Origin of the sequence: Rhodopseudomonas infernalis (genome assembly GCF_022271405.1) — a bacterium.
GTDB classification, from domain to species: Bacteria; Pseudomonadota; Alphaproteobacteria; order Rhizobiales; family Xanthobacteraceae; genus Rhodopseudomonas; species Rhodopseudomonas infernalis.
This window is the reverse complement of sequence record NZ_JAJNAL010000016.1, coordinates 1-24,049: the sequence shown is the minus strand read 5'-3', so window position 1 is coordinate 24,049 and position 24,049 is coordinate 1. Positions and strand designations below refer to the sequence as shown.

The following is a 24,049-nucleotide window of genomic DNA, read 5'->3' as shown; positions in this document are numbered from 1 at the left end:
GACGACGCGATCCAGCCATCGCGGTGCGCGGAGCTGGATTGCTTCGCTTCGCTCGCAATGACGGCGAAGGTTGATCTTAGAACAACGATCCCTGCCCACTGTCTTCGTCCGGTCTCGGTGCCCGCGCGGCGCGCTTGGGCGGCGTGGCTTTCGGCGCTGGAGCTGCGGCGGCCTCCTCGTCCGAGATCGGCAGGATCAGTTGCGGGTTGTCATTGGCGACGCGATTGACGGCGGTGGATACCGGATACCAGACGAACAGGCCGTCCGGCGGCGGCCGCAGCAAGACCGTGGCCGCATCGACATCGGTCTCGCTGCTGTCGAGCCAACGCGCATAGTCCTGCGGGGCGATCGTGACCGGGACGCGGTCGTGCAGTTCGGTCATCGCTCCAGTGGCCGCCGTGGTGACGATCGCGAGCGTGTCGAGCTCCTCGCCGTTCGGCCCCACCCAGGTTTCCCACACGCCCGCAAATCCGATCGGGCTGTCGTCTCGCGGATGAATGAAATACGGCTGCTTGCGAGCGCCGACCGGCTTCCACTCGTAGTAGCCGTCGCTCGGCACCAGGCAGCGCCGCCGGCGGATGGCGTTGCGGAACGCCGGCTTCTCCAGCACGGTCTCGGCGCGGGCATTGATCACCAGCGCGAACGTTTTCGGGTCCTTCACCCAGGACGGCAGAAAGCCCCACCGCATCAGTCGGAAACGACGCACACCGCCGTCGACGATCACGACGGGAACCGGCTGCGTCGGCGCAATGTTGAAGCGCGCAGGGAAGTTCGGCTGGTCCTCATAGGCGAATGCCGCACGGATCGCAGCAGGCGCCGAAGTAATGACAAAGCGTCCGCACATTGAGCATTTATCCCAGGGGCCGTCTTCAGGGCCTATTAACTCCGGGACCCGAAGAATGCCAATGATGGCATCGATGCAAACCAGTCCCTCATCGCGCCCGGGCTCATCGGGTGGCGCAGATGCCGCAGCACGTGCGGCACAGCTGTCGGCTGCCAACATCAACCCCAAGACAGGGCTCGCCACCGACTACCTGAATCATTTCAACGAAGCCATCATGCTGCTCGAGATGATTCCGGACATGCCCGAGTGCTCGGACGATTTCCTCGGCTGGCAGCCGCTGTCCTATGCCGAACACTTCAAGCTTTCCAACTTCAAGGCGCGCGATCTCGCGATCGAAGCCTACGAGACTGCCGATCCCGGCATCCGCCAGGACTTCGACGAAGTCACCAACAACATGACCGCGATCCTCTCCGCGATCGGCGATGCGATGCGCGGCGCCAGGCAGGATTCGACGCGGACCAAGCTGGCCGAGGAAGCTGTCGGATGGATCAAGCCCTTGATCGGCCGCGCCGGCGGCATCATCAACGGTCAGGGCAGCGCCGCCGACGTCGACTTCATCATGTCGCACTGAACGGCCGTGACTTCCGTCCCCCCGCATCACCCGCAACTCGCAGTCAGCGCCTCGATTTTCCGCGACGGCAACGTGCTGTTGGTCCGCCGCGCACGATCGCCAGGCAAGGGCTTCTATTCGCTGCCCGGCGGCCGGGTCGAATACGGCGAACCGCTCGAACTGGCCCTGAGCCGCGAAATCGCCGAGGAGACCGCGCTGTCGGTGTCCATCGCCGGTCTGGCGGGCTGGCGCGAGGTAGTGCCGGGTCCGCTCAATGCCGGCCATTACGTCATCCTGTCGTTTGCGGCGCATTGGATCTCCGGCGAGCCGGTGCTGAACGACGAACTCGACGACGCAGTCTGGGTTGCGCCGGAGGCGGTCGGCACGTTCAAGGTCACCGAGGGCCTGCCGGACATCGTCGCGGCCGCACGCGCCCTGATCGGAACGTAGGTCGGGCTCGCTTGCCGCTGCGGCCGAAACGGCCTATCAGGCCGCAACGGGATCCCCTCATGCTGAAGCGCCTGCTCGCCATAGCTCTCGTGGCCGCGACCTGCGGCCTTGCCCCGGCGCGCGCGCAGGATGGCGCCGCGCCGTTCGATGCAGATCTGCAACGCTTCGCCGAAATCCTCGGCACCCTGCATTATCTGCGGGGCGTCTGCGGCAGCAACGAAGGCGCCAAATGGCGCAACGAGATGCAGGCCCTGATCGATGCCGAAACGCCCTCGGGCGAACGAAGGACCCGGCTGATCGCCGGATTCAACCGGGGCTACAACGGGTTCCAGCAGACCTATCGGACTTGCACACCGGCCGCGAAGGTAGCCATCCGCCGCTATCTCGAAGAGGGTTCCAGGATCTCCCGCGATCTCACCGCCCGCTACGCCAACTGAGTCCCACCTCGGGTTTATCCCAGGCCGTTAACCTTTCCTAAAGAACCTCCCTAGCCGACGCCGGTGCCCGTGATAACACTTCCACATCGCCGATCCGCAGTGGGTCGCGCCTTACCCTTGTTGAGATTCATGAGCGTCACGACTTATCAGCATGATCAAGACCTGCAGGCTGACCGCGAGCAGAAGCAGACGGCGCTCGGTTATCTCAGTGAAGCCTGGGCCGAGGCTTTGCACGACGGCGTCGACGGTGACTGCCTGGCGCAGGCAAGCCTGTTCACCGCTTTTGCCGAACTGGTCGGCACCTACGGCGAGGATGCGGTCGCAAAATTCGTCGAGGGCCTGCCCGGCCGGGTGCGCAACGGCGAGTTCTCGGTAGCGGTCGCCAAGCAATAGCCGGCAAAGCTCGCGAGAGCCTGGTGACGAGGTTGAAGTCAGCGTTCGCTTAGTTTCGCGCGAACGCCTGCAGGCCTTTGAAGGTCAGCCGCTTCGGGTCCTTCACGCCGGCCAGATAGAACCGGCGGATGGATTCGGTCACGGCAGCGGGATCACATCCGGTCAAGGCGACGATGGCTTCGACCGCGGTCTTCTGAGCTTCCATCTGGAATCTCCCTCAAGCGTATCGGTCACTCGACGACCCGGCGATCGTTGCGACTTCAGAAGGCTGCACCTCATTCGTTGATTTGCTGTTAACCAACGGCTCCCAGCCCGCTTCGGCGTGCGCATTCCGAATCGTGCTGCGATCATCGTTGAAGATGCTCGCGGCGGGGATACGCAGAATCCCGGACTGCGGTTCCACGTCGCAGGCAAAAAGGCATGCGACATCTGGTCCGCAGGGGGCAGACAGGCGGCGTCGCACCCTCGCTCGAACGTTTCGGCTTAGGGTTTCAGCGTCTCGAGGAAGCGCACCGGCTCACCGGTCGAGAGCGTGGTCAGTTCGTTCTCCCACATCACCTTGGCACCGCGCACGAACGTGCCGACGGGCCAGCCCGTGACGCGCGTGCCGTGATACGGCGTCCAGCCGGCGCGGGAGGCGACCCACTCGTCGGTGATGGTTTCGCTGCGCTTGAGATCGACCACGGTGAAGTCGCCGTCGTAGCCGGCAGCGATGCGGCCCTTGCAGGCGATGTTGAACAACCGCGCCGGTCCGGCGCTGGTGAGATCGACGAAGCGGGCCAGCGACAGCCGCCCTGCATTGACGTGGTCCAGCATGGTCGGCACCAGCGTCTGCACGCCGGTCATGCCCGAGGGTGACGCCGGATAGGTCTTGGCCTTCTCTTCCAGCGTATGCGGCGCGTGGTCGGAGCCGAGCACGTCGACAACGCCCTGCGCCAGGCCGTGCCACAGCCCCTGCTGATGCCATGCGTCGCGCACCGGCGGATTCATCTGCGCCTTGGTACCGAGCCGTTCGTAGCACTCCGGACCAACCAGCGTCAGGTGATGCGGCGTGACTTCCACCGACGCGACGTCCTTGTGGTCGCGTAGAAACTCCATTTCCTGGCGCGTCGAGATGTGCAGCACGTGGATGCGCTTGCCGGTCTCGCGCGCAATCGCCACCAGTCGCTGCGTCGCGGTCAGTGCGGCGACGTCGTCGCGCCACATCGGATGCGAGCGCGGATCGCCTTCGATGCGTTCGCCCTTGCGGTCGTTGAGGCGGTACTCGTCCTCGGCGTGGAACGCGGCGCGGCGCTGGATCACCGACAGGATGCGGCGCAGGCTCGGATCGTCCTCGACCAGCAGGCTGCCGGTCGACGAACCGATGAACACCTTGACGCCGGCGCAGCCGCGGGCGCGCTCCAGCTTCGGCAATTCCTCGACATTGTCGCGGGTGCCGCCGATGAAGAACGCGAAGTCGCAATGCATGCGATGCTCGGCGCGCGCGACCTTGTCGGTGAAGGTCTCCTCGGTGACCGTCAGCGGATTGGTGTTCGGCATTTCGAACACCGCGGTGACGCCGCCCATCACGGCGCTGCGCGAGCCGGTCTCCAGATCTTCCTTGTGGGTCAGGCCCGGCTCGCGAAAATGCACCTGAGTGTCGATCACGCCCGGCAGAACGTGGAGGCCGCGGCAATCGATCGTCTCGCCGGCCTGCCCCGCATCGAACGACCCCAGCGCGGCGATGCGGCCGCCCTTGATGCCAACGTCGCCAACGCTTGCGCCGTCCTGGTTGACGATCGTGCCGCCCTTGAGAATGGTGTCGAACGTGCCGGTCATGGTTCCTCGAAGTGTCTCGGCGGGACGCTTGTGCACGGCTTGTTGCATAAGCCTTGTTGCGCCAAGCTTGGCCGCTTACCTTGGGCAGTCATAGCCGGAGCGGACGCCTGCGCAAAGCTCGTTCCTGACCGGCTAAACGAGCAAATCCGACCGGAATTTCAATGAAGGCGACATTTCTCCCCGATCGCGGCGTGATCAAGATCAGCGGTCCCGACGCGCGGCACCTGCTCAACGGCCTGGTCACCACCGATCTGACCAAGCTCGTTCCCGGGCAGGGACGATTCGGCGCACTGCTGACGCCGCAGGGCAAGATCGTCGCCGACTTCTTCATCACCGAAATGGCGGCCGAGGACGACGGCGGCTTCCTGCTGGACTGCCCGAAGGCGCTGGCCGAGCCGCTGGCCACCAAGCTGAAATTCTACAAGCTGCGCGCCAAGGCGTTGATCGAGAACCTGTCCGACCGGCTCGGCGTGCTGGCGCTGTGGGACGGCGCGCCAGCGCAGCCGCCGGAGATGGGCTTTGCCGATCCCCGCGCCGATCAGCTAGGCTGGCGGATCATCGTGCCGGAACTGCTGGCGCCGGCAACCGCGGAAGCGCTCGGTGCGACGGTGGTGGCCACGGAGCAGTACGACGCTCATCGAATCGCCTGCGGCGTGCCGACCGGCGGCATCGATTTCGGCTATGCGGACGCTTTTCCGCATGAGGCCAATATGGACCGGCTGCACGGCGTCGATTTCACCAAGGGTTGCTATATCGGCCAGGAGGTGGTGTCGCGGATGCACCATCGCGGAACCGCGCGGACCCGGATCGTGCGCGTCACCTTCGAGGGCGCCGCGCCGCAGCCCGGCAGCGACATCATGGCCGGTGAGAAGAGTGTTGGCATCATGGGCTCGTCGGCGGAAGGCCGCGGGCTTGCGCTGCTACGAATCGACCGCGTTGCCGAAGCGCGCGCTGCCGGGTTGCCGCTCGGCGCACCCGGCGTGGCGCTGACCATCGCCGATCCGGACGACCTCATTCCGACGCAGCGCAGGACCGGCACATGAGCCGCGGACCGCACACCGGCGCCGATGGCGTCGTTCGCTGCCCGTGGCCGGGCGACGATCCGCTCTACGTGGCCTATCACGACACCGAATGGGGGGTGCCCGAATACGATGATCGTGCGCTGTTCGAGAAGCTGATCCTCGACGGGTTTCAGGCCGGTCTGTCGTGGATCACCATTCTGCGCAAACGCGATAACTTCCGCCGCGCGTTCGACGATTTCGATCCGGCCAAGATCGCCCGCTACGACGCCGACAAGATTGCAGAGCTGATGAACGACGTCGGCATCGTACGCAACCGCGCGAAAATCGAAGGCGCGATCGGCAGCGCCAAAGCCTGGCTGAAAATTCAGGACGAAGGCCCCGGCTTCTCGAAGCTGCTGTGGGACTTCGTCGGCGGCGCGCCGAAGGTCAACAGCTTCAAGACCACCGCGGGCGTGCCCGCCTCGACGCCGCTGTCGGTGAAGATTTCGAAGGACTTAGCCGCGCGCGGATTCAAATTCGTCGGACCGACGATCGTATACGCCTTCATGCAGGCGGTCGGCATGGTCAACGATCATCTGGTCGACTGTCACTGCCACGCGCGGTGCGGGCAGATGACCAAGCCGGCGCGGCGTTCTGCGGCGCCGACACGTTCAACGAGCCGCCTCAGCGCCGCTCGGCGACCCGCTTGATCACCAGCTCCGACAGGCTGACGATCAGTTCCCGCAGCGATTCGTTTTCCTGCTGCAGATCCTGCACGTGCGAATCATACTGCTCCGCATGGTGCACCGATGCTTCGGTGACAGCCTGACGGGACCCGTCCTCGGCCCGTGATCGTTCCGCCTCGCGGCGACCGGTCATTTCCATGGCTTCCCCCTATCGTACGCTTAACGCCCACCAGCACGGCGCGAGCGTAGTCACGGGATCGTGCAGAACTGGGCCGAGACGGTGGCTTAGTTCGGGCAAGGCTGCCTATATGGCAGTCAACGTGTTGTCGCCTCGCAGCCCGTGCGCACCACAGCCGGATCTTCGCCATCGCATCGCCATGACTGCTAACAAATCCTTAAAAGAACGGGTCTGGCAGCGGATGCTGTCGGGCCGCCGGCTCGATCTGCTCGACCCCTCGCCGCTCGATGTCGAGGTCGCCGACATTGCCCACGGGCTCGCCCGCGTCGCGCGGTGGAACGGCCAGACCAGCGGCACGCATATCTTCTCTGTGGCGCAGCACACGCTGCTGGTCGAGGCGGTGATGCGCGAAAAGAATCCGCGGGTCGACGGACGGCTGCGCCTTGCCGCACTGCTGCACGACGCGCCCGAATACGTCATCGGCGACATGATCTCGCCCTTCAAGGCGGTGATCGGCGCGTCCTACAAGAGCGTCGAGAAGCGATTGCTGGGCGCGATCCATGTTCGCTTCGGGCTGCCGGCCGAACTCGACGAAAAGCTCGAACGCCAGATCAAGGCCGCAGATCGCGGCGCGGCCTATCTCGAGGCAACTTGCCTCGCCGGTTTCACCAAAGCGGAGGCGAAGCGATTGTTCGGCAGCGACCCAGGGCTGCCGGCCACCATGCAGGACGATTACCTGACGCCGTGGTCGGCCGGAAAGGCCGAAAAGCGGTTCCTGGCGCGGTTCGAGGCGCTATGTAACAAAGCCGGGGCAGCCCCCGGGTGACGCCGAACCGGCGCGGCCCGGCCGGGTTGCCTCCGCCGCGGTGTTCCACAGAGGACAACCGCTCGCGTCATCGCGCTTTCACCACCCCCGGCGCAGGATTAAGATCGGCCGCAACTTCGGAAGGCTCCATGATTCACGTCTGCTCGCTTGCAGCCCTGCACCCGACCGTCGCGGCGACCGGCGCCAGCCATATCCTGTCGGTGATGGCCAACGTCGACCAGGTGCAGCGCCCCGCTTCGGTACTCGAGGTCAACCACCTGCGCATCTCGATGGATGATATCATCGAGGACATGGATGGCTTCGTTGCACCCAACGAATCCCATGTCGCCGACTTGCTGAACTTCGTGCGCGGCTGGGACCGCGCGGCGCCGCTGGTGGTCCATTGCTATGCGGGCATCAGCCGCTCGACCGCGAGCGCCTTCGCCGCCGCCTGCGCGCTCAATCCGCATCGCGACGAGATGGTGATCGCGCAGCAGATCCGCGACGCTTCGCCGAGCGCCTTCCCGAACCGGCGGATCGTCACGCTCGCCGACCGCGCGCTCGGCCGCGAGGGCCGCATGCTGCGGGCGCTCGACGCGATGGGTCCGGGCAATCTCGGCGTCGAGGGCCAGCCGTTCCGCGTTGACCTCGAATGACGACCGCATGAGCGACGTGATGTCGAGCAGCGGCAAGCCTGCTGGCGACAGCCCACCGATCCCGATCGAGATCGGACTGACCGCCGCGATCGTTGCGCTCGAAAACAACGAGCCGCTGATCCTTACGGCATCCGGCGGCAGCAGCGGCATCGGCCTGCCCTACGGCCCGTTCGACGCGATCTCGCACCGCACGCTGGAGATCGGCCTGCGTGCATGGGTCGAAGAGCAGACCGGGCTGCGGCTCGGCTATGTCGAGCAGCTGTACACCTTCGGCGACCGCGGCCGCCACGCGCGGATCGGCGACACCGACGTCCACGTCGCCTCGATCGGCTATCTGGCGCTGACCCGCGCGGTCGAGAACGCTTCGCGCGCAGCAGGCGCGACCTTCGAGCCCTGGTATCGCTTCTTTCCCTGGGAAGACTGGCGCGAAAGCCGGCCGCAGATCATCGAACGCGACATCATGCCCGAACTCACCGCCTGGGCGGCGCAGACCGAGCAGCCGGACGCGGCGCGTGCGCTCGCCCGCAGGGACCGCGTGCGGCTGTATTTCGGCATCGACGGCGCGCAGTGGGACGAGGAGCGCGTGCTCGACCGCTACGAGCTGCTCTACGAAGCCGGCCTGATCGAGGAGGCGCGGCGCGACGGCCGTCCGGCCGCGCTGGCGCGCGCCAAGCTGCCGCCGCTCGGCGTTGCGATGCGGTTCGATCATCGCCGCATCCTGGCCACCGCGATCGCGCGGCTGCGGGCCAAGTTGAAATACCGTCCGGTGGTGTTCGAACTAATGCCGGCGGATTTCACCCTCACGGAATTGCAGCACACCGTCGAAGCCATCTCCGGCCGGCATCTGCACAAACAGAACTTCCGCCGGCTGGTCGAAGCCGGCGCGCTGGTCGAACCAACCGGGGAGATGTCGACACGAACAGGCGGACGTCCCGCCGCGCTGTTCCGCTTCCGCCGCGAAGTACTGCAGGAACGCCCCGCCCCCGGCCTGCGCGTGCGCGGCCGACGCTGAACCCTGTAACATCGGCGCACAGCCCTCCACCCGGGCCGGTCGCCTGGAGATCCCATGCTCGAACTGCTGTCGATCGTCATCGCCATCGCCGCCTTGGTGCTGGCGCGTAAGGCCAACAACCGCTCGCTGGTCCTGCAGGCGCGGCTCGACGCGTTGCAAGCCACCACCCAGCCGCTGGCGCAGCGTCCGGGTGCTGCCACAGCTACGGCGCCGGCGCAGCGACCTCTCGCCAGCGACGCGCCGCTTGCGCCCGAGTTGCAATCTGACGAGATCGCGGACGCCATGGCGAATTCTGCCGAGCCCGCGCTCGCGGCCAGCGAAGAGCCGGCCGCAAATGCCGTACCACCCGATTTTGCGCGAGCCGAGTCCGTGCCACCCGAGGCTGCTGCAGTGCCGGTGGCCAAACCCGGTTTCGAAGAACGCATCGGCACGCGCTGGGTGGTGTGGGTCGGCGGCCTGACGCTGGCGCTCGGCGGCTTCTTCATGGTGCGCTACTCGATCGAGCAGGGCCTGCTCGGCCCGGGCGTGCGCGTGCTGCTCGGCGGCCTGTTCGCGCTGGCGCTGCTCGCTGCCGGTGAATGGACCCGGCGCAAGGAAGACATCTCCAACATCCGCGCGCTGCCGATCGCCAACATTCCGGCGATCCTCACCGCGGCCGGCACCGCGGTGGCGTTCGCCACCGTCTACGCCGCCTACGCGCTGTACGATTTCCTCGCGCCGGCCAGCGCCTTCATCCTGCTCGGACTGGTCGCGCTCGGCACGCTGGCCGCCGCGCTGCTGCACGGCCCGGCCCTGGCCGGGCTCGGCGTCGTCGCCGGCTTCGTCACGCCGATCCTGGTGTCGTCCGACAAGCCGGACTACTGGGCGCTGTACATCTATCTCGCGGTGATCACCGCGGCCTCGTTCGGCCTGGCGCGGATCCGGCTGTGGCGCTGGCTTGCCGTCACCACGATCGCGCTGGCGTTCTTCTGGACGCTGCCGGGGCTGGACATCGCACCCGGCCAGTTGGCCCCGCCGGCCTTCCACGTCGTCGTCAGCTTCGCGCTCGCGGTACTGCTGGTGGTGTGTAACTTCATGTTCGGCCCGTCGCTGGGCAACGACCGGATCGAGCCGATCTCGTCCGGATCGCTGGCGACCTTCCTGCTCGCGGCGGCGCTGATCGTCGTCGACAGCGCGCATTCCGACGCCGCGATGATCGTGTTCGCGCTGCTGGTTGCGGCGACGCTCGGCGTGGCCTGGCGCGCCAGCGCCGCAACTGCGGCCGTGGCCGGGGCAGCGGTGCTGGCTGCGCTGGTGTTCCTGCTGTGGGTGGTGCGTAGCGCGCCCGATCTGCTTGTGCTGCAAGGCGGGCCGCTGCCCGGCATCGACGCCGATCCGCTCGCCGGCTCGGTGACCACGCATCTGATCGTTGCGGCACTGTTCGCGCTCGGCTTCGGCGGCGCCGGACTACTTGCGCAGGGCCGCGCGGCCAATGCGGCCGTCCCCGTGGTGTGGGCTGCGGCCGGCGTGTTCGCGCCGCTGGCGCTGCTGATCGCGCTGTACGCGCGGATCGCACATCTCGATCGCTCGATCCCGTTCGCGATCGTCGCCGTGCTGATCGCTGCCGCGTTCGGCGCGGCGACCGAGGCGCTGAGTAAACGCGACACGCGGCCCGGAATTCCGATCTCGACCGCGCTGTACGCCACCGGCACGCTCGGCGCGCTGGCGCTGGCGCTGACCTTCGCGTTGGAAAAGGGCTGGCTGACGATCGCGCTGGCGCTGATGGCGGCCAGCACGGCGTGGATCTCGCTGCAGCGGCCGATTCCGTTCCTGCGCTGGCTCGCCGCGATCCTCGCGGCGATCGTAGTGATGCGGATCGGCTGGGAGCCGCGCATCGTCGGCGCCGCGGTCGGGACCACGCCGATCTTCAACTGGCTGCTGTGGGGCTACGGCGTGCCAGCGGCGGCGTTCTGGCTGGGGAGCTTCTGGCTCCGCAAGCGCGGCGACGACGTGCCGCTGCGGATGATGGAATCCGCCGCGATCCTGTTCACGGTGCTGCTCGCGTTCCTGCAGATCCGTCACACGGTGAATGGCGGCGACGTGTATCGCGACAGCGCGGGGCTGACCGAGGTCGCCCTGCAGGTCTGCGTCGCGCTGGCGATGGCGATCGGGCTGGAGCGGCTGCGCCGGCGCAGCGGCAGCATCGTGCACAATGTCGCCGCGGTGCTGCTCGCGGTGTTCGCCGCACTCGCCAGCCTCGGCGGATTGCTGCTGCTCGAGAACCCGCTGTTCGCGTCCGCGCATATCAACGGCGTGGTGCTGAACCAGTTGCTGCTCGCCTACGCCGCCCCGGCGCTGCTGGCCCTGCTGCTGTCCTATGCGGTTGCCGGCCTGCGTCGCCCGTTCTACGCCAACGGCTTCGCCGGCCTCGCGCTGGTGATGGCGCTGGCGTACGTCTCGCTGGAAATCCGCCGCCTGTATCAAGGCCCGGTGCTGTCGATCGGCGACACCAGCGATGCCGAGCAATACACCTACTCGCTGGCCTGGCTCGGCTGCGGCGTGCTGCTGCTCGGCGCCGGCCTGATGTTCGACTCGCAACGCGCGCGTCTTGCGTCCGCGGTGGTGATCGGACTGACCATCTGCAAGGCCTTCCTGATCGACATGTCGACGCTGACCGGCGTGTACCGGGCACTGTCGTTCATGGGATTGGGCCTGGTGCTGGTGGCGATCGGCTGGCTTTATCAGCGCATCCTGTTCCGGTCACGACCGTCGCCGCAGGCACAGCAGATGCAGACGGAGTGAAGGGCCTGCGAAGTAACAAGCCTGCGATATCTCGGCAGCCTCTCCCCGTCATGCCCGGCCTTGCGCCGGGCATCCACGCCTTGCTGAAGGAAACGCAGCAAAGGCGTGGATGGCCGGGACAAGCCCGGCCATGACGGAGTAAGCGTCACTACAGAGATAATGAGGATCGACCAGATAGCCTAGCTGCTCAGTCCGTCGAGCGGCGCAGTTCTGGCGCTGCTTCGACCTTCGCGGATTCCTTCGGCGCCTCGAGGCGGGTGGCTTCGACGCGCGGCGTCGGGACGCTGGCGACGACCTCCTTCGGCGTGGCGTCGGCCGAGCGGGCGGGACGCGGGGCGCGTGGCTGGCGAGCGAGCGCGCGGGCCATCATCATCTGGCCCGTGCCCTGATGGCGGAAGTCGCAATAGGCGAAGCCCATGCCCGACACCGAGCCGCGGAAGCTGCGCTCGCTGGTCTTGTCGAGATTGAAGCAGGGATCGAACGGGATACCCTTGATCGACGCGCAGATCGCCTGGCCGCGCACCTGCAGCGTGTTGCCCGGCAGCCGCAGAAAGCGGTTCGGACCGGAGCCGGAGAACTGCACCGAGCCGGCGGCGCCGCCGTCGTCAAATACGCGCCCGGCGCCGCGGGTGCCGTCGAAGCAGGTGAAGGCGAACACCTTGCCGGAGACAAACTTTCGCGCTTCGTCCGCGTTCATCGATCCTGCCATTGCCGGCAGAACGGTGGCGCCAGCCATCAGGGCTCCGTAGACGAAACGCACGAACATGCCTGAACTCCTACTGGCGCGGGATTCATTCGTTAACCCGCTCCTTACCATACAAACTGCGGCAACATTGGCGCAGCTTGGTTGGTAAAGTCTGAACGCTACGCAATTTTCACCACGATTCGACCGCGGACCTGGCCGGCCAGAACCTTGGCGCCGGTGTCGATCACCTGGTCGAGGCCGATTTCCTGGGTCATCTGTTCGAGTTTTGCGGGATCCAGGTCGGTCGCGAGCCGGCTCCAGGCCTGCTGACGGTTCGGCAGCGGGCACATCACCGAGTCGATGCCGTAAAGACACACTCCGCGCAAAATGAACGGCGCCACCGACGCCGGCAGGTCCATGCCGCCTGCCAGACCGCAGGCCGCGATCGCGCCGCGATACTTGGTCATCGCCAGCAGATTGGCCAGCGTGGTCGAGCCGACGCTGTCGATGCCGCCGGCCCAGCGCTCCTTGCCGAGCGGCTTGCCGGGGGCGGACAGTTCGTTGCGGTCGATGATCTCAGAGGCGCCGAGCTCGCGCAGATAGGCCTCTTCCGAAGTGCGCCCGGTCGAGGCGATCACCTGATAGCCGAGCTTGGACAACAGCGCGATCGCCACCGAGCCGACGCCGCCGGCCGCGCCGGTGACCACCACCGGGCCGTCCTTGGGCGTCAGGCCGTGCTTCTCGAGCGCCAGCACGCTGAGCATCGCGGTGTAGCCGGCGGTGCCGACCGCCATCGCCTGCCGCGCGCTGAGGCCGTCCGGCAGCCGCACCAGCCAGTCGCCTTTCACCCGCGCCTTCTCGGCGTAGGCGCCGAGATGCGTCTCGCCCATGCCCCAGCCGTTGCACACGACCTTGTCGCCGGCCTTCCACGACGGATGGCTGGACTCGAGCACCGTGCCGGCGAAGTCGATGCCGGCGATCATCGGGAAGCGGCGGACCACCGGCGACTTTCCTGTCACCGCGAGACCGTCTTTGTAGTTCACGGTCGACCACTCGACCGCGACGGTGACGTCACCCTCCATCAGCTCGGCTTCGTCGAACTGCGCCAGCGCTGCGGTGGTGCCCTTCTCCGCCTTGTCGATGCGGATCGCCTTGAACGTCGCCATGTCGCTCCCCTTGGATTGTTCTTCCTGCTCGCGGTCAGAGTTAGAGAAAGCAGCGCCCTGCTGTAAAGATCGCGTTGCGGTGCAGCGATGCAGATGCGCGGTTTTTCTCTGCCCAGTTCATCCATTGGGGCACTGGCGGAACCCTAAACCTCATGCTATATTAGATTTGCTCGTAATGAGAATAAGTGGATCAGTGTCCGCGGGTGTGCCGCGGTGTTCTGGTCAACGCTGATTGAAATAGGCCGGCCCTGGAGGCCGGATTTCTCAACGCCAATATATGCTCATATTGAGTATATACGTTTGTAGGAGGCTGAGATGCCGCTTGCTGAATTGTTTGGGCCGGAGAATTTCGGCCAGCCGGCACACGGCCGCGAGGCTCCACTCCCCCGCATTGCGCCAACCCCGTCCGAGAAAGCGCGCGCGCTGCCGATGCCGCCGCTGGACTGGACTCCCGAGGTCGAGGCTGCGACCGCGCAGCTCTACGCGCGCGTGCAGAACGTCATCCCGCCGGTCGAGTGGCCGTTCATGGCGCCCTACGTCAAGGCGATCAACGAGCTCAAGCGCGAGCGCGACGCCGTCATCCTGGCGCACAACTATCAGACGCCGGAGATCTTCCACTGCGTCTCCGACATCGTTGGCGACTCGCTGCAGCTGGCGATCGAGGCCACCAAGGTGAAGGCCTCGACCATCATCCAGTGCGGCGTGCACTTCATGGCCGAGACCTCGAAGATCCTCAGCCCGGAGAAGCGCGTGCTGATCCCGGATTCGCGCGCCGGCTGCTCGCTGGCCTCCAGCATCACCGGCGCCGACATCCGGCTGCTGCGCGAAAAATTCCCCGGCGTGCCGGTGGTGGCCTACGTCAACACGTCCGCCGACGTGAAGGCGGAGGTCGATATCTGCTGCACCTCGTCGAACGCCGTGCAGGTGGTGGAGAGCCTCGGAGCCGATCGCGTCATCATGGTGCCGGATCAATATCTGGCGCGCTACGTGGCGTCGCAGACCAAGGTCAAGATCATCGCCTGGAAGGGCGCCTGCGAAGTGCACGAGCGCTTCACCGGCGACGAGCTGCGCGTCTATCGCGAGGCCGATCCGAGCGTGAAGATCATCGCGCATCCGGAATGCCCGCCCGACGTGCTGGCCGAAGCCGATTTCACCGGCTCGACCGCGCATATGATCAACTGGGTCAAGACCCGGCACCCCAAGCGCGTGGTGATGATCACCGAGTGCTCGATGGCCGACAATGTCCAGGCCGAGCTGCCCGACGTCGAGATGGTGCGGCCGTGCAACCTGTGCCCGCACATGAAGCGGATCACGCTGGCGAAGATTCTCGACAGCCTCGTGTACCTGCGCGAGGAAGTGACGGTCGATCCCGCCATCATCGCGCCGGCCCGCCGCTCCGTCGAGCGGATGATCAACCTGAAGAACTGAGCCGCTGCTGCGGACCGCGTGACGGCGGCCTTGCCCGCCCTCACCGATTTTACGGCGTTCGCGGCCACCGCGTCCGAGTTGGATCGCCAAGATGACTACGCCTGGTAGTACGCCTGATTTCGAAACGCTCGGTCGGCACGGCGATGTCGTGATCGTCGGCGGCGGCCTCGCGGGGCTGTTCTGCGCGCTGAAGCTGGCGCCGCGGCCGGTGACGGTGATCACCGCCGCGCCGCTCGGCGAAGGCGCGTCGACCGCCTGGGCACAGGGCGGCATCGCCGCCGCGGTCGGCGAAGGCGACACCGCGGAGTCGCACGCGGCCGACACCATCGCGGTCGGTGCCGGCATCGTCGATGAGGCGGTCGCGCTCGGGCTGGCACGCGAAGCCGCGCCGCGCATCCACGACCTGCTCGGCTACGGCGTACCGTTCGACCGAGATCTCGAAGGCCGGCTCGCGGTGGCCCGCGAGGCCGCGCATTCGGCGCGGCGCATCGTCCACGTCCGCGGCGACATGGCCGGCCAGGCCATCATCACCGCGCTGACCAGAGCGGTGCGCGAAACGCCGTCGATCCGCGTGCTCGAAGGCTGGTCCGCCGAAGCGCTGCTGACCGAGGACGAGGCCGTCACCGGCCTGCAACTCCGCAAGGTCGGCGCACCATCCGCGCCGGTGTTGATCGCGGCCTCCGCCGTGGTACTCGCCACCGGCGGCATCGGCCATCTCTATGCGGTGACCACCAATCCGGCCGAAGCCTCCGGCCAGGGCCTCGCGATCGCGGCGCGCGCCGGCGCGCTGATCGCCGATCCGGAATTTGTGCAGTTCCATCCGACCGCCATCATGGTCGGCCGCGATCCGGCGCCGCTCGCCACCGAGGCGCTGCGCGGCGAAGGCGCGACGCTGATCAACGGCGCCGGCGAGCGCTTCATGCCGGCGCTGCATCCGCTGGCCGAGTTGGCGCCGCGCGATATCGTCGCCCGCGGCGTGTTCGCCGAAGTCGCCGCCGGCCGCGGCGCGTTCCTCGACGCCACGCAGGCGCTCGGCGCCCGGTTCGCGCACGAATTCCCGACCGTGTATCAGAGCTGCATCTCGGCCGGCATCGATCCGGCGACGCAGCCGATCCCGATCGCCCCGGCGGCGCATTATCACATGGGCGGCATCGCGGTGGACGAGCACGGCCGCAGTTCGCTCGCCGGCCTGTGGGCGGCAGGCGAAGTCTCCTCGACCGGCGCGCACGGCGCCAATCGCCTCGCCTCGAACTCACTGCTCGAAGCCGTCGTCTATGCGGCCCGGGTCGCCGAGGATATCGACGCACGGGAGCTTCGGGCCAGCAACGGCCGCTTCGATCCGGCGCAGCGGCCGCGCAATGGCGCGCACGATGCGGCGCAGGAGCAGAGCTTGCGGACCTTGATGTCCGGCAAGGTCGGCGTCATCCGCGAGCGTTCAGGGCTCAGCGACGCGGTGCGCGCGCTGGCCAAGCTGGAGCGCTGCGCCGCCTCGCCGGTGCTGGCCAACATGGCGATCGCCGCGCTGCTGGTCGCGAGCGCGGCGCTGGCGCGCACCGAGAGCCGCGGCGCGCATTATCGCTCGGACTATCCGGCCGAGGATCCGGCGCAGGCGAAGCGAACCATCACCACGCTGGCGGAAGCCCGCGAGCGCGCGGCCACGCTGCCGGGCGGCGCCGTCATCCTGCCGTTTCCCACCCAGCCGCAGACCGCGCTGGCCTGACTGTCCTCATTCGTCCGTCTGCTCAGGAGCAGCCTTCATGACCCCGACCTCTCTGCTGCATCCCGACGCGTTTCTGTCGCCGCTCGCCATCGCCGATGCGGTGCGCCGCGCGCTCGACGAAGATCTCGGCCGCGCCGGCGACATCACGTCGATCGCCACCATTCCGGAAGCGACGCAGGCGCACGCCATCATGGTGGCGCGGCAGGCGGGCGTGATCGCCGGGCTTCCGCTGGCCGTCGAAGCGCTTCGTCAGCTGTCGGCCGATATCCATATCGCCGCGCATGTTCGCGACGGCGATGCCGTGGCGGCCGGCGTGAATCTGCTGACGCTGTCGGGCCCGGCGCGGGCGATCCTGACCGCCGAGCGCACCGCGCTGAATTTCGTCGGCCGGCTGTCGGGCATCGCGACGCTGACGGCGGACTACGTCCGGCATACGAGCGGCACCAAGCTGCGGATCTGCTGCACCCGCAAGACCACGCCGGGCCTGCGCGCGCTGGAGAAATACGCGGTGCGCTGCGGCGGCGGCTTCAACCACCGCTTCGGGCTCGACGACGCGGTGCTGATCAAGGACAACCACATCGCGGTCGCCGGCGGTATCCGCCCGGTGCTGGAAGCCGCGCGCGCCAAGATCGGCCATCTGGTCAAGGTGGAGATCGAGGTCGACACGCTCGATCAGCTGCAGGACGTGCTCGCCACCGGCCTCGCCGACGTCGTGCTGCTCGACAACATGGACCTCGACACGCTGAAGCAGGCGGTGACGATCAGCGCCGGCCGCGTCGTGCTCGAAGCTTCCGGCGGCGTCACGCTGGATTCGATCCGCGCCATTGCGGAGACCGGCGTCGACTACGTCTCGTCCGGCGCCCTGACCCACTCGGCACCGAACTTCGACGTCGCGCTGGACATCGACGCGTAGTTCGCGGCGCAACCTCTCCCGCTTGCGGGAGAGGCCGACGCGTGAACCGCGGCGGGTGAGGGCACTCCGCTCCGCGAATAGCTGACACACTGCCTGGGGCGCCCTCACCCCAACCCTCTCCCGCAGGCGGGAGAGGGAGCGCGTTGTGCTCGGGGCGCGCTCGCGCGTGCAGCGTGCGCGCTTTTGAGCCGGCGCGTTAGTTCTTCGCGTTGATCTCTGCCGAGCTTTTGGCGGCTTCGGTGAGTTCTTCGGAGATGGCGGCGGTCTGGGCGGCGTCGCCCCAGCTCGGGGCGTCGCTGCCGTCGCCCCAGGCGCGCGGGCGATAGAAGGTGTGCACGCCGGTCTTGTACATCTTCTTCATCTCGTGGACCCAGGACGGGCGCACCCAATAGGCGTGATAGTGCGTCGACTTGGAAACTTCCGGCAGCCACAGCTTGCCGTCGAGCATCGCCGCCGCGATCCGCCTGGCGCGATCCCACATTTCCGGTTCGCGGACGACATCGGCGACGCGGTCGCAGGCAAACGTGAACTGGCAGGCGTAGCGGCGGTGCTTGTTCTGATACACCACGCCGCAGACGTTGCTCGGATAGAAGCCCGAGAAGGCGCGGTTGAGCACCACCTGCGCGACCGCGATCTGGCCGCGCACCTTCTCGCCGCGCGACTCGAAGTACACCGCTTCGGCGAGGCACTTCTCGTGCCTGGCGCGCAGCTTCGGCTCGGTCAGGCCGAGCCGCTCGGCCGGCGTGCGGACGTGATGATCGACATTGACCTCGCCCTTGCCGGCGATGGTTTCACCCGCGGATTCCGGATCGATCGCGGCGGACGTCAGCGGCGACTTCATGTCCGACCCGTCCGGCGTGACGATCATCGGCTCTTCGCCGGGCTGCCACTGCTCGAGCGATTCCTCCGGGCCACCGAGCGAACCGGTGCCAAAGAACAGGCTCGAGGTCTTGAAGGTGAACGGATCGCGGGCCGGCACGTCGGTCGAGGCAGCGCCCACCGCAGCCTTGTCGTGCGACGGATCGAGTTCGCCGCCGTATTGCGGCAGCGGCTCGGAGGTCAGCGCCTCGGCGAGTTCGGGATCGAGCGGCGCGGCGCCCGGCGCCTGCTCGGCGGTCTTGGCGCCGGCGACGTTCGGTGCGTCCGACTCAGCCGGTGTGGCTTCGGCCGGCACATCCTGGCCGGGCTTGAAGATCGCGAGGCGATCGCCCTTCAGCGTGCGGTCGACGGCAGGAAAATCGGATGCCTGATATTGCGACGGCGGCTGGATCAGCCGGTTGCGGCCAAGCGATCCGCCGAGACCAAGCTTGCCGTCGAGGCTGGCGAGTTGATAGGTCGAGCCCTGCGGCGCCCAGGTGCCGATCGGACGGCCGAACGAGAACGTCGCGACCTGAACCGAACCGACCGACGAAGCGAACACACGCTTCTGCCAGCGCTCGGCGACGCCCGGCTGCCGTGCCAGCAGCGACGCGATATCCTGATAGCCGATTTCGGTCGGCATCCCTGCGAACACGCAGAGGCCGAGACCGAAGGACGCAATCCGTGCGCCCTTCGGCCGGTTACGCATGACTGACATCGGTACGCTCACGCAACGCTTACTCAGATCCATTGTCGTTTCAGACAAGTCGATCGTTCCTGGTGATATCCAATTAAAGTTGCTCACGGGTTAATCAGCGATGCGCGCGAGCCACACGCAACACGGCCTCGTCATCGCGCGAGAGCGATCGAAAAGCCTGGTAAACAGCGGCTTCATGAAAAGCGTAAACAGGACGTCAACGAGAAGGCGGTGCTTATGAGAGCTGAAACCCACAAAACATTCGTCATGGCCGGGCTTGTCCCGGCCATCCACGCCTTGTTGCGTCGCCAAGCTGTAAGGCGTGGATGCCCGGGACGAGCCCGGGCATGACGAGTGGTGAGGTTCGTCGCAGCTAACTGGCGACAGGATTCGCGGCTGGCATCGTTCGCCTCAGCGCAAATCCTTTGACCAGCGCGTAGATCGCCGGGATCACGATCAGGGTCAGCAGCGTCGACGACACCATGCCGCCGATCATCGGCACCGCGATGCGCTGCATGATCTCCGAGCCGGTTCCCGTGCTCCACAGGATCGGCAGCAGGCCGGCCATGATCGCCACCACGGTCATGACCTTCGGCCGCACCCGCTCGACCGCGCCGTGCTTGATCGCTTCGGCGAGATCGGCGCGGTCGAGCGCCCTGCCCTCCGCGGCGCGGCGCGCGCGGACATCGGCCAGCGCGTGCTCGAGATAGATCAGCATCACCACGCCGGTCTCGGCCGCAACGCCGGCGAGCGCGATGAAGCCGACCACCACCGCGACCGACAGGTTGAAGCCGAGCGCCCACATCAGCCAGATGCCACCGACCAGCGCGAACGGCAGCGACAGCATCACGATCATCGTATCCGCCACCGAACGGAAGTTGAGATACAGCAGCAGGAAGATGATCAGCAGCGTCACCGGCACCACGATCTTGAGCCGCGCCGCGGCGCGTTCGAGATATTCGTACTGCCCGCTCCAGACGAGATACGCGCCGGGCGGGAACGTGACGTTGGCCTTCACCACGTCGCGCGCCTCGGTGACGTAGCCGCCGAGATCGCGGTCGCGGATGTCGATGTAGATATAGACCGCGAGCTGGCCGTTCTCGGTGCGGATCGAGCTCGGCCCGCGCGCCGGGGTGATAGTTGCGACTTCGCCGAGCGGCACCGCGCCGCCCGCCGGCATCGGCACCAGCACCTCGCGGCCGATCGTCTGCGGGCTGTCGCGCAGGTCGCGCGGGTAGCGCATGTTGACGCCGAAGCGCTGGCGGCCTTCCACCGTGGTGGTGACGGTCTGGCCGCCGAGCGCGGTGGCGATGACGTCCTGCACATCCTGGATCACCAGACCGTAGCGCGCCATCGCGGTGCGGTCCGGCGTGATCTCCAGATAGTAGCCGCCGAGCGCGCGCTCCGCATAGGCCGACGACGTGCCCGGCACTTTCTTCAGCACCTGCTCGATCTGCTTGGCGAGCTTCTCGATCTCGCCCAAATCTGTGCCGATCACCTTGATGCCGAGCGGCGTGCGGATGCCGGTCGACAGCATGTCGATGCGAGACTTGATCGGCATGGTCCAGGCGTTGGAGACGCCAGGGAACTGCAGCGCGCGGTCCATCTCCGCAGTGAGGCTCTGCAGCGTCACGCCGGCGCGCCACTCCTGCTTTGGTTTGAGGTTGATGATGGTCTCGAACATCTCGGACGGCGCCGGGTCGGTCGCGGTCGCGGCGCGGCCGGCCTTGCCGTAGACCGAGGCAACTTCCGGGAACGCGCGGATGATGCGGTCCTGCGTCTGCAGCAGCTCGGCCGCCTTGGTGATCGAGATGCCGGGCAGCGTCGTGGGCATATACAGCAGCGTGCCTTCGTCGAGGTTCGGCATGAACTCGGTACCGAGCTGGCGTGCCGGCCAGATCGTCACCGCGAGGATCGCCACCGCTGCGAGGATGACGAGCAGCTTGGCCTTCAGCACCGCGTCGATCACCGGCCGATAGATCGCGATCAGCACGCGGTTGATCGGGTTCCTGTGCTCGGGGACGATGCGGCCGCGGACGAAGATCACCATCAGGGCCGGCACCAGCGTCACCGACAGCAGCGCTGCGGCCGCCATCGCGAACGTCTTGGTGAACGCCAGCGGACTGAACAGCCGACCCTCCTGCGATTCCAGCGTAAAGATCGGCATGAACGACACGGTGATGATCAGCAGACTGAAGAACAGCGCCGGACCGACTTCGGCGGCGGCCTCGATCAGCACCTCGACGCGCGGCCGCTCGGGCGGCGCGCGCTCCAGATGCTTGTGGGCGTTCTCGATCATCACGATCGCCGCATCGATCATCGCGCCGATCGCAATCGCGATGCCGCCGAGACTCATGATATTGGCGCCAATGCCGAGCAGCTTCATCGCGCCGAATGCGATCAGGATGCCGACCGGCAGCATGATGATCGCCACCAGCGCGCTGCGGACATGCAGCAGGAACACGACACAGACCAGCGCCACCACGATGCTCTCTTCGACCAGCGTGCTCTTCAGCGTGGCGATCGCCGCATCGATCAGTTGGGAGCGGTCGTAGACCGGGACGATCTCGACCGACTTCGGCAGGCTCGATGCGATCTCCGCAAAACGCTTCTTCACATTGTCGATGACGTCGCGCGCGTTGACGCCGAAGCGCTGCAGCACGATGCCGCTGGCGACCTCGCCCTCGCCGTTCAGCTCGGTGAGGCCGCGCCGCTCGTCGGGACCGAGTTCGACGCGGGCGACATCGCGCAGCAGCACGGGCGTGCCGCCGGTTACTTTCAGCACGATGTTGCCGAGATCGTTGATGCCTTTGAGATAGCCCTTGCCGCGAATAACGTATTCGAACTCGGACAGTTCGACGGTGCGGCCGCCGACATCGGCATTGCTGGCGCGGATCGCATCGCGGATCTTCGGCATGGAGATGCCGAGGTCGCGCATCCGCTGCGGATCAAGCACGACGTTGTATTGCCGCACGAAGCCGCCGACGCTGGCGACCTCGGCGACACCTTCGGCGCGGGCCAGCGCGAATTTCAGATTCCAGTCCTGGATGGTGCGGGTGTCGGCGAGGTTCAGTTCCTTCGACATCACCGCATATTGGTACACCCAGCCGACGCCGGTCGCGTCCGGCCCGATCGTCGGCGTTACTCCCGTGGGCAATCGCGACGCTGCCCCGTTGAGGAATTCCAGCACGCGCGAGCGCGCCCAATAGATGTCGGTGCCGTCCTCGAAGATCACATAGACGAACGACACGCCGAAGAACGAGAAACCGCGCACCACCTTCGAGCGCGGCACGGTGAGCATCGCGGTGGTCAGCGGATAGGTGACCTGATCCTCGATCACCTGCGGCGCCTGCCCGGGATACTCGGTGTAGACGATCACCTGCGTATCGGAGAGATCCGGAATGGCATCGAGCGGCAGGTGCTTGAGCGCATAGAGGCCGGCCGCGGCTGCGAAGCCGGCGCCGAACAGCACCAGCAGCAGATTGCGCGCCGACCATGTAATCAGGCGGGCGATCATGGCTGCGCTCCTTCGGCCGAGAATGTCTTCAGCGCCGCGTTGAGATTGCTCTCGGCGTCGATCAGGAAGTTGGCCGAAATCACCACAGACTCGCCTTCGGCCAGCCCGTCGCGGATTTCGACGGCGCCGCTGCCGCGCTGCCCGAGCTTCACTGCGCGCGGCTCGTAGCGGCCATCGCCCTTGTCGACGAACACGACTTGCTTACTCCCGGAATCCAGCACTGCGCTGTCCGGGACCGCCAGTACCGGCGCGGCGCCGCCGGTGTCGATCTCGGCGTCGACATACATCTCGGGGAGCAGCGTCAGATCCGGATTGTCGAGTTCGATCCGCACCCGTGCGGTGCGCGCCTCCTTGTTGAGCTGCGGGTAGATCAGCTTGACCTCGCCGTGGAAGCTGCGGCCGGGAAACGCGCGCGCGTGGACCATCACCATCTGCCCAGGCGCCAACGCGCCGAGATCGCGCTCGGCGATCTCGATCGTCGCCCACAGCTTGGAGATATCGGCGATGCGGAACAGCACGTCGCCGGGCTGCGCTCGCATGCCTTCAATCGCGCTGCGCTCCAGCACGACGCCGTCGCGCGGCGCCTGCCATTCGATCGTCACCGGCGCCACGCCGGTTTTGTCCATCGCAGCGATCGCCGCTTCCGGCACGTCGAGATTGATCAGCCGCTGCCGCGAGCCGCGACCGAATTGCGGCACGCTGCTGGTGGCTCTCGAGCCGATCGTGGAGACGTAGTCGGCCGCGGCAGACGAGATCGCCGAGCTGTAGATCTGCATCAACGGCTGGCCCTTGCGGACGCGGCTGCCGGTGGTGACGTCGGCGACGCTCTGCACGAAACTCTCCGAGCGCATCGCGATCACCGAGACGCGGCGCTCGTCGAGCTGGATCACGCCGGGCGCGCGGATCACGGCGCGGAGCTGCCGGCGCATCGCCGGCTCGGACTTGACGCCGCTGCGCTGGATCTTGCCGGGCGAGAGCTTCACCGCGCCGTCATCGCTGTCGTCGCCCTCATAGACCGGGATGTAGTCCATCCCCATCGAGTCCTTCTTGGGGACCGGCGAGGTATCGGCGAGGCCCATCGGGTTGCGATAGAACTTGATTTTTCGCGTCGTCGACACCGGCGGTGGTGGCGGCATTTGCGGAGCGTCGTCGTCGAAGTTGAGATCGGCGCTGGCCGGCACCGCGCGGAAGGCGCGGCCGTCGGCGGCCTTGCGCGGCGTCAGCGAATACACCGGCTTGCCGTCGGGGTCCTGGTAATAGATCGGCTCGTCGCTGCTCTGCGCCGACGCGGGCGCGATCAGCGATGTCGTCAGGGTCAGGTGCTCGCGCACACCCGGCAGGCTGCCGGGGGGGCCCCCCCCCGGGGGGGGGGGGGGGGGGGGGGGGGGGGCGGGGGGGGGGGGGGGCGGGGGGGCGGGGGGGGGGGGGGCGGGGGGGGGGGGGGGGGGCGGGGG

The 24,049-nt window shown here is 67.0% G+C and carries 22 protein-coding genes; 13 read left to right on the top strand and 9 right to left on the bottom strand.

The features are described from left to right. Nucleotides 1-76: 76 nt before the first annotated feature. A complete protein-coding gene (locus tag LPW26_RS12765; RefSeq protein ID WP_238735700.1) occupies nt 77-844 on the bottom strand; it encodes an SOS response-associated peptidase in 768 nt (255 codons plus the stop codon). A gap of 64 nt (nt 845-908) precedes the next feature. Here LPW26_RS12765 and LPW26_RS12760 point away from each other — a divergent pair, with 64 nt between their 5' ends. From LPW26_RS12760 to LPW26_RS12745, 4 genes are all read left to right on the top strand, one after another. Beyond that, on the top strand, nt 909-1,415 hold the full coding sequence (locus LPW26_RS12760; RefSeq protein WP_238735698.1) for a hypothetical protein: 507 nt from the start codon (nt 909-911) through the stop codon (nt 1,413-1,415). 6 nt (nt 1,416-1,421) lie between these two features. Further along, nucleotides 1,422-1,844, top strand: a complete 423-nt coding sequence (locus tag LPW26_RS12755) for an NUDIX hydrolase (RefSeq protein ID WP_238735696.1) — start codon at nt 1,422-1,424, stop codon at nt 1,842-1,844. Nucleotides 1,845-1,903: 59 nt separating this feature from the next. After that, entirely contained in the window at nt 1,904-2,281 is a 378-nt protein-coding gene (locus LPW26_RS12750) for a TIGR02301 family protein (RefSeq protein WP_238735695.1), read from the top strand. A gap of 129 nt (nt 2,282-2,410) precedes the next feature. Continuing rightward, entirely contained in the window at nt 2,411-2,674 is a 264-nt protein-coding gene (locus LPW26_RS12745; protein WP_238735694.1) for a hypothetical protein, read from the top strand. Between the two features lie 49 nt (nt 2,675-2,723). On the opposite strand, the gene LPW26_RS12740 is transcribed toward LPW26_RS12745, so the two are convergent. Then, on the bottom strand, nt 2,724-2,879 hold the full coding sequence (locus LPW26_RS12740) for a hypothetical protein (protein WP_238735693.1): 156 nt from the start codon (nt 2,877-2,879) through the stop codon (nt 2,724-2,726). A gap of 278 nt (nt 2,880-3,157) precedes the next feature. After that, nucleotides 3,158-4,492 carry a dihydroorotase gene (locus tag LPW26_RS12735; RefSeq protein WP_238735692.1) on the bottom strand — a complete coding sequence of 445 codons (1,335 nt, stop codon included), beginning with the start codon at nt 4,490-4,492 and terminating at the stop codon, nt 3,158-3,160. A gap of 161 nt (nt 4,493-4,653) precedes the next feature. Here LPW26_RS12735 and ygfZ point away from each other — a divergent pair, with 161 nt between their 5' ends. Then, the gene (gene ygfZ, locus LPW26_RS12730) at nt 4,654-5,535 is read left to right on the top strand and encodes a CAF17-like 4Fe-4S cluster assembly/insertion protein YgfZ (RefSeq protein ID WP_238735691.1); all 882 of its coding nucleotides are present in this window, start codon (nt 4,654-4,656) and stop codon (nt 5,533-5,535) included. Beyond that, nucleotides 5,532-6,203: a DNA-3-methyladenine glycosylase I gene (locus LPW26_RS12725; protein WP_238735690.1), complete on the top strand. Its 672-nt coding sequence runs from the start codon at nt 5,532-5,534 to the stop codon at nt 6,201-6,203. The genes ygfZ and LPW26_RS12725 overlap by 4 nt, the downstream gene beginning before the upstream one ends. On the opposite strand, the gene LPW26_RS12720 is transcribed toward LPW26_RS12725, so the two are convergent. Next, nucleotides 6,178-6,378, bottom strand: coding sequence for a hypothetical protein (locus LPW26_RS12720; RefSeq protein WP_238735689.1), 201 nt, complete (start codon nt 6,376-6,378; stop codon nt 6,178-6,180). The two genes, LPW26_RS12725 and LPW26_RS12720, sit on opposite strands and share 26 nt — an antisense overlap. 178 nt (nt 6,379-6,556) lie before the next feature. Here LPW26_RS12720 and LPW26_RS12715 point away from each other — a divergent pair, with 178 nt between their 5' ends. From LPW26_RS12715 to LPW26_RS12700, 4 genes are all read left to right on the top strand, one after another. After that, nucleotides 6,557-7,183 (top strand): HD family hydrolase, encoded by a 627-nt coding sequence (locus LPW26_RS12715; protein WP_238735688.1) that lies wholly within the window; start codon nt 6,557-6,559, stop codon nt 7,181-7,183. A 128-nt stretch (nt 7,184-7,311) separates the two neighbouring features. Next, a complete protein-coding gene (locus LPW26_RS12710) occupies nt 7,312-7,818 on the top strand; it encodes a tyrosine phosphatase family protein (RefSeq protein WP_238735687.1) in 507 nt (168 codons plus the stop codon). Between the two features lie 7 nt (nt 7,819-7,825). Then, a complete protein-coding gene (locus tag LPW26_RS12705) occupies nt 7,826-8,830 on the top strand; it encodes an NUDIX hydrolase (RefSeq protein WP_238735685.1) in 1,005 nt (334 codons plus the stop codon). A gap of 54 nt (nt 8,831-8,884) precedes the next feature. Continuing rightward, nucleotides 8,885-11,611: a DUF2339 domain-containing protein gene (locus LPW26_RS12700; RefSeq protein ID WP_238735683.1), complete on the top strand. Its 2,727-nt coding sequence runs from the start codon at nt 8,885-8,887 to the stop codon at nt 11,609-11,611. A 187-nt stretch (nt 11,612-11,798) separates the two neighbouring features. Here LPW26_RS12700 and LPW26_RS12695 read toward each other — a convergent pair whose 3' ends face one another. Then, nucleotides 11,799-12,377, bottom strand: a complete 579-nt coding sequence (locus tag LPW26_RS12695; RefSeq protein ID WP_238735682.1) for a hypothetical protein — start codon at nt 12,375-12,377, stop codon at nt 11,799-11,801. A 98-nt stretch (nt 12,378-12,475) separates the two neighbouring features. Further along, entirely contained in the window at nt 12,476-13,462 is a 987-nt protein-coding gene (gene acuI, locus LPW26_RS12690; protein ID WP_238735681.1) for an acrylyl-CoA reductase (NADPH), read from the bottom strand. Nucleotides 13,463-13,777: 315 nt separating this feature from the next. Here acuI and nadA point away from each other — a divergent pair, with 315 nt between their 5' ends. The 3 genes from nadA to nadC all read left to right on the top strand — a co-directional run bounded on the left by nadA (nt 13,778) and on the right by nadC (nt 17,523). After that, nucleotides 13,778-14,890 (top strand): quinolinate synthase NadA, encoded by a 1,113-nt coding sequence (gene nadA, locus LPW26_RS12685; protein ID WP_238735679.1) that lies wholly within the window; start codon nt 13,778-13,780, stop codon nt 14,888-14,890. A 91-nt stretch (nt 14,891-14,981) separates the two neighbouring features. Next, nucleotides 14,982-16,610: an L-aspartate oxidase gene (locus LPW26_RS12680; RefSeq protein WP_238735677.1), complete on the top strand. Its 1,629-nt coding sequence runs from the start codon at nt 14,982-14,984 to the stop codon at nt 16,608-16,610. A 37-nt stretch (nt 16,611-16,647) separates the two neighbouring features. Continuing rightward, nucleotides 16,648-17,523 carry a carboxylating nicotinate-nucleotide diphosphorylase gene (gene nadC / locus LPW26_RS12675; RefSeq protein ID WP_238735675.1) on the top strand — a complete coding sequence of 292 codons (876 nt, stop codon included), beginning with the start codon at nt 16,648-16,650 and terminating at the stop codon, nt 17,521-17,523. A 196-nt stretch (nt 17,524-17,719) separates the two neighbouring features. Here the strand turns inward: nadC and LPW26_RS12670 are convergent, their stop codons facing one another. The 3 genes from LPW26_RS12670 to LPW26_RS12660 form a co-directional block, all read right to left on the bottom strand. After that, a complete protein-coding gene (locus LPW26_RS12670) occupies nt 17,720-19,099 on the bottom strand; it encodes a cell wall hydrolase (RefSeq protein WP_238735674.1) in 1,380 nt (459 codons plus the stop codon). 352 nt (nt 19,100-19,451) lie between these two features. Beyond that, nucleotides 19,452-22,595 (bottom strand): efflux RND transporter permease subunit, encoded by a 3,144-nt coding sequence (locus LPW26_RS12665; protein ID WP_238735673.1) that lies wholly within the window; start codon nt 22,593-22,595, stop codon nt 19,452-19,454. Beyond that, the gene (locus LPW26_RS12660) at nt 22,592-23,926 is read right to left on the bottom strand and encodes an efflux RND transporter periplasmic adaptor subunit (protein ID WP_238735672.1); all 1,335 of its coding nucleotides are present in this window, start codon (nt 23,924-23,926) and stop codon (nt 22,592-22,594) included. Before LPW26_RS12660 ends, LPW26_RS12665 begins: the two co-directional genes overlap by 4 nt. Nucleotides 23,927-24,049 lie beyond the last annotated feature (123 nt).

What these genes read in the sequence shown, in the direction of transcription:
- nadC (WP_238735675.1), top strand. Translation starts at nt 16,648, where the DNA reads ATGACCCCGACCTCTCTGCTGCATCCCGACGCGTTTCTGTCGCCGCTC.
- LPW26_RS12680 (WP_238735677.1), top strand. Translation starts at nt 14,982, where the DNA reads ATGACTACGCCTGGTAGTACGCCTGATTTCGAAACGCTCGGTCGGCAC.
- LPW26_RS12695 (WP_238735682.1), bottom strand. Translation starts at nt 12,377, where the DNA reads ATGTTCGTGCGTTTCGTCTACGGAGCCCTGATGGCTGGCGCCACCGTT.
- acuI (WP_238735681.1), bottom strand. Translation starts at nt 13,462, where the DNA reads ATGGCGACGTTCAAGGCGATCCGCATCGACAAGGCGGAGAAGGGCACC.
- LPW26_RS12740 (WP_238735693.1), bottom strand. Translation starts at nt 2,879, where the DNA reads ATGGAAGCTCAGAAGACCGCGGTCGAAGCCATCGTCGCCTTGACCGGA.
- LPW26_RS12745 (WP_238735694.1), top strand. Translation starts at nt 2,411, where the DNA reads ATGAGCGTCACGACTTATCAGCATGATCAAGACCTGCAGGCTGACCGC.
- LPW26_RS12720 (WP_238735689.1), bottom strand. Translation starts at nt 6,378, where the DNA reads ATGGAAATGACCGGTCGCCGCGAGGCGGAACGATCACGGGCCGAGGAC.
- LPW26_RS12760 (WP_238735698.1), top strand. Translation starts at nt 909, where the DNA reads ATGGCATCGATGCAAACCAGTCCCTCATCGCGCCCGGGCTCATCGGGT.
- LPW26_RS12765 (WP_238735700.1), bottom strand. Translation starts at nt 844, where the DNA reads ATGTGCGGACGCTTTGTCATTACTTCGGCGCCTGCTGCGATCCGTGCG.
- LPW26_RS12750 (WP_238735695.1), top strand. Translation starts at nt 1,904, where the DNA reads ATGCTGAAGCGCCTGCTCGCCATAGCTCTCGTGGCCGCGACCTGCGGC.
- nadA (WP_238735679.1), top strand. Translation starts at nt 13,778, where the DNA reads ATGCCGCTTGCTGAATTGTTTGGGCCGGAGAATTTCGGCCAGCCGGCA.
- LPW26_RS12735 (WP_238735692.1), bottom strand. Translation starts at nt 4,492, where the DNA reads ATGACCGGCACGTTCGACACCATTCTCAAGGGCGGCACGATCGTCAAC.
- LPW26_RS12665 (WP_238735673.1), bottom strand. Translation starts at nt 22,595, where the DNA reads ATGATCGCCCGCCTGATTACATGGTCGGCGCGCAATCTGCTGCTGGTG.
- LPW26_RS12670 (WP_238735674.1), bottom strand. Translation starts at nt 19,099, where the DNA reads ATGTCAGTCATGCGTAACCGGCCGAAGGGCGCACGGATTGCGTCCTTC.
- LPW26_RS12725 (WP_238735690.1), top strand. Translation starts at nt 5,532, where the DNA reads ATGAGCCGCGGACCGCACACCGGCGCCGATGGCGTCGTTCGCTGCCCG.
- LPW26_RS12710 (WP_238735687.1), top strand. Translation starts at nt 7,312, where the DNA reads ATGATTCACGTCTGCTCGCTTGCAGCCCTGCACCCGACCGTCGCGGCG.
- LPW26_RS12705 (WP_238735685.1), top strand. Translation starts at nt 7,826, where the DNA reads ATGAGCGACGTGATGTCGAGCAGCGGCAAGCCTGCTGGCGACAGCCCA.
- ygfZ (WP_238735691.1), top strand. Translation starts at nt 4,654, where the DNA reads ATGAAGGCGACATTTCTCCCCGATCGCGGCGTGATCAAGATCAGCGGT.
- LPW26_RS12700 (WP_238735683.1), top strand. Translation starts at nt 8,885, where the DNA reads ATGCTCGAACTGCTGTCGATCGTCATCGCCATCGCCGCCTTGGTGCTG.
- LPW26_RS12715 (WP_238735688.1), top strand. Translation starts at nt 6,557, where the DNA reads ATGACTGCTAACAAATCCTTAAAAGAACGGGTCTGGCAGCGGATGCTG.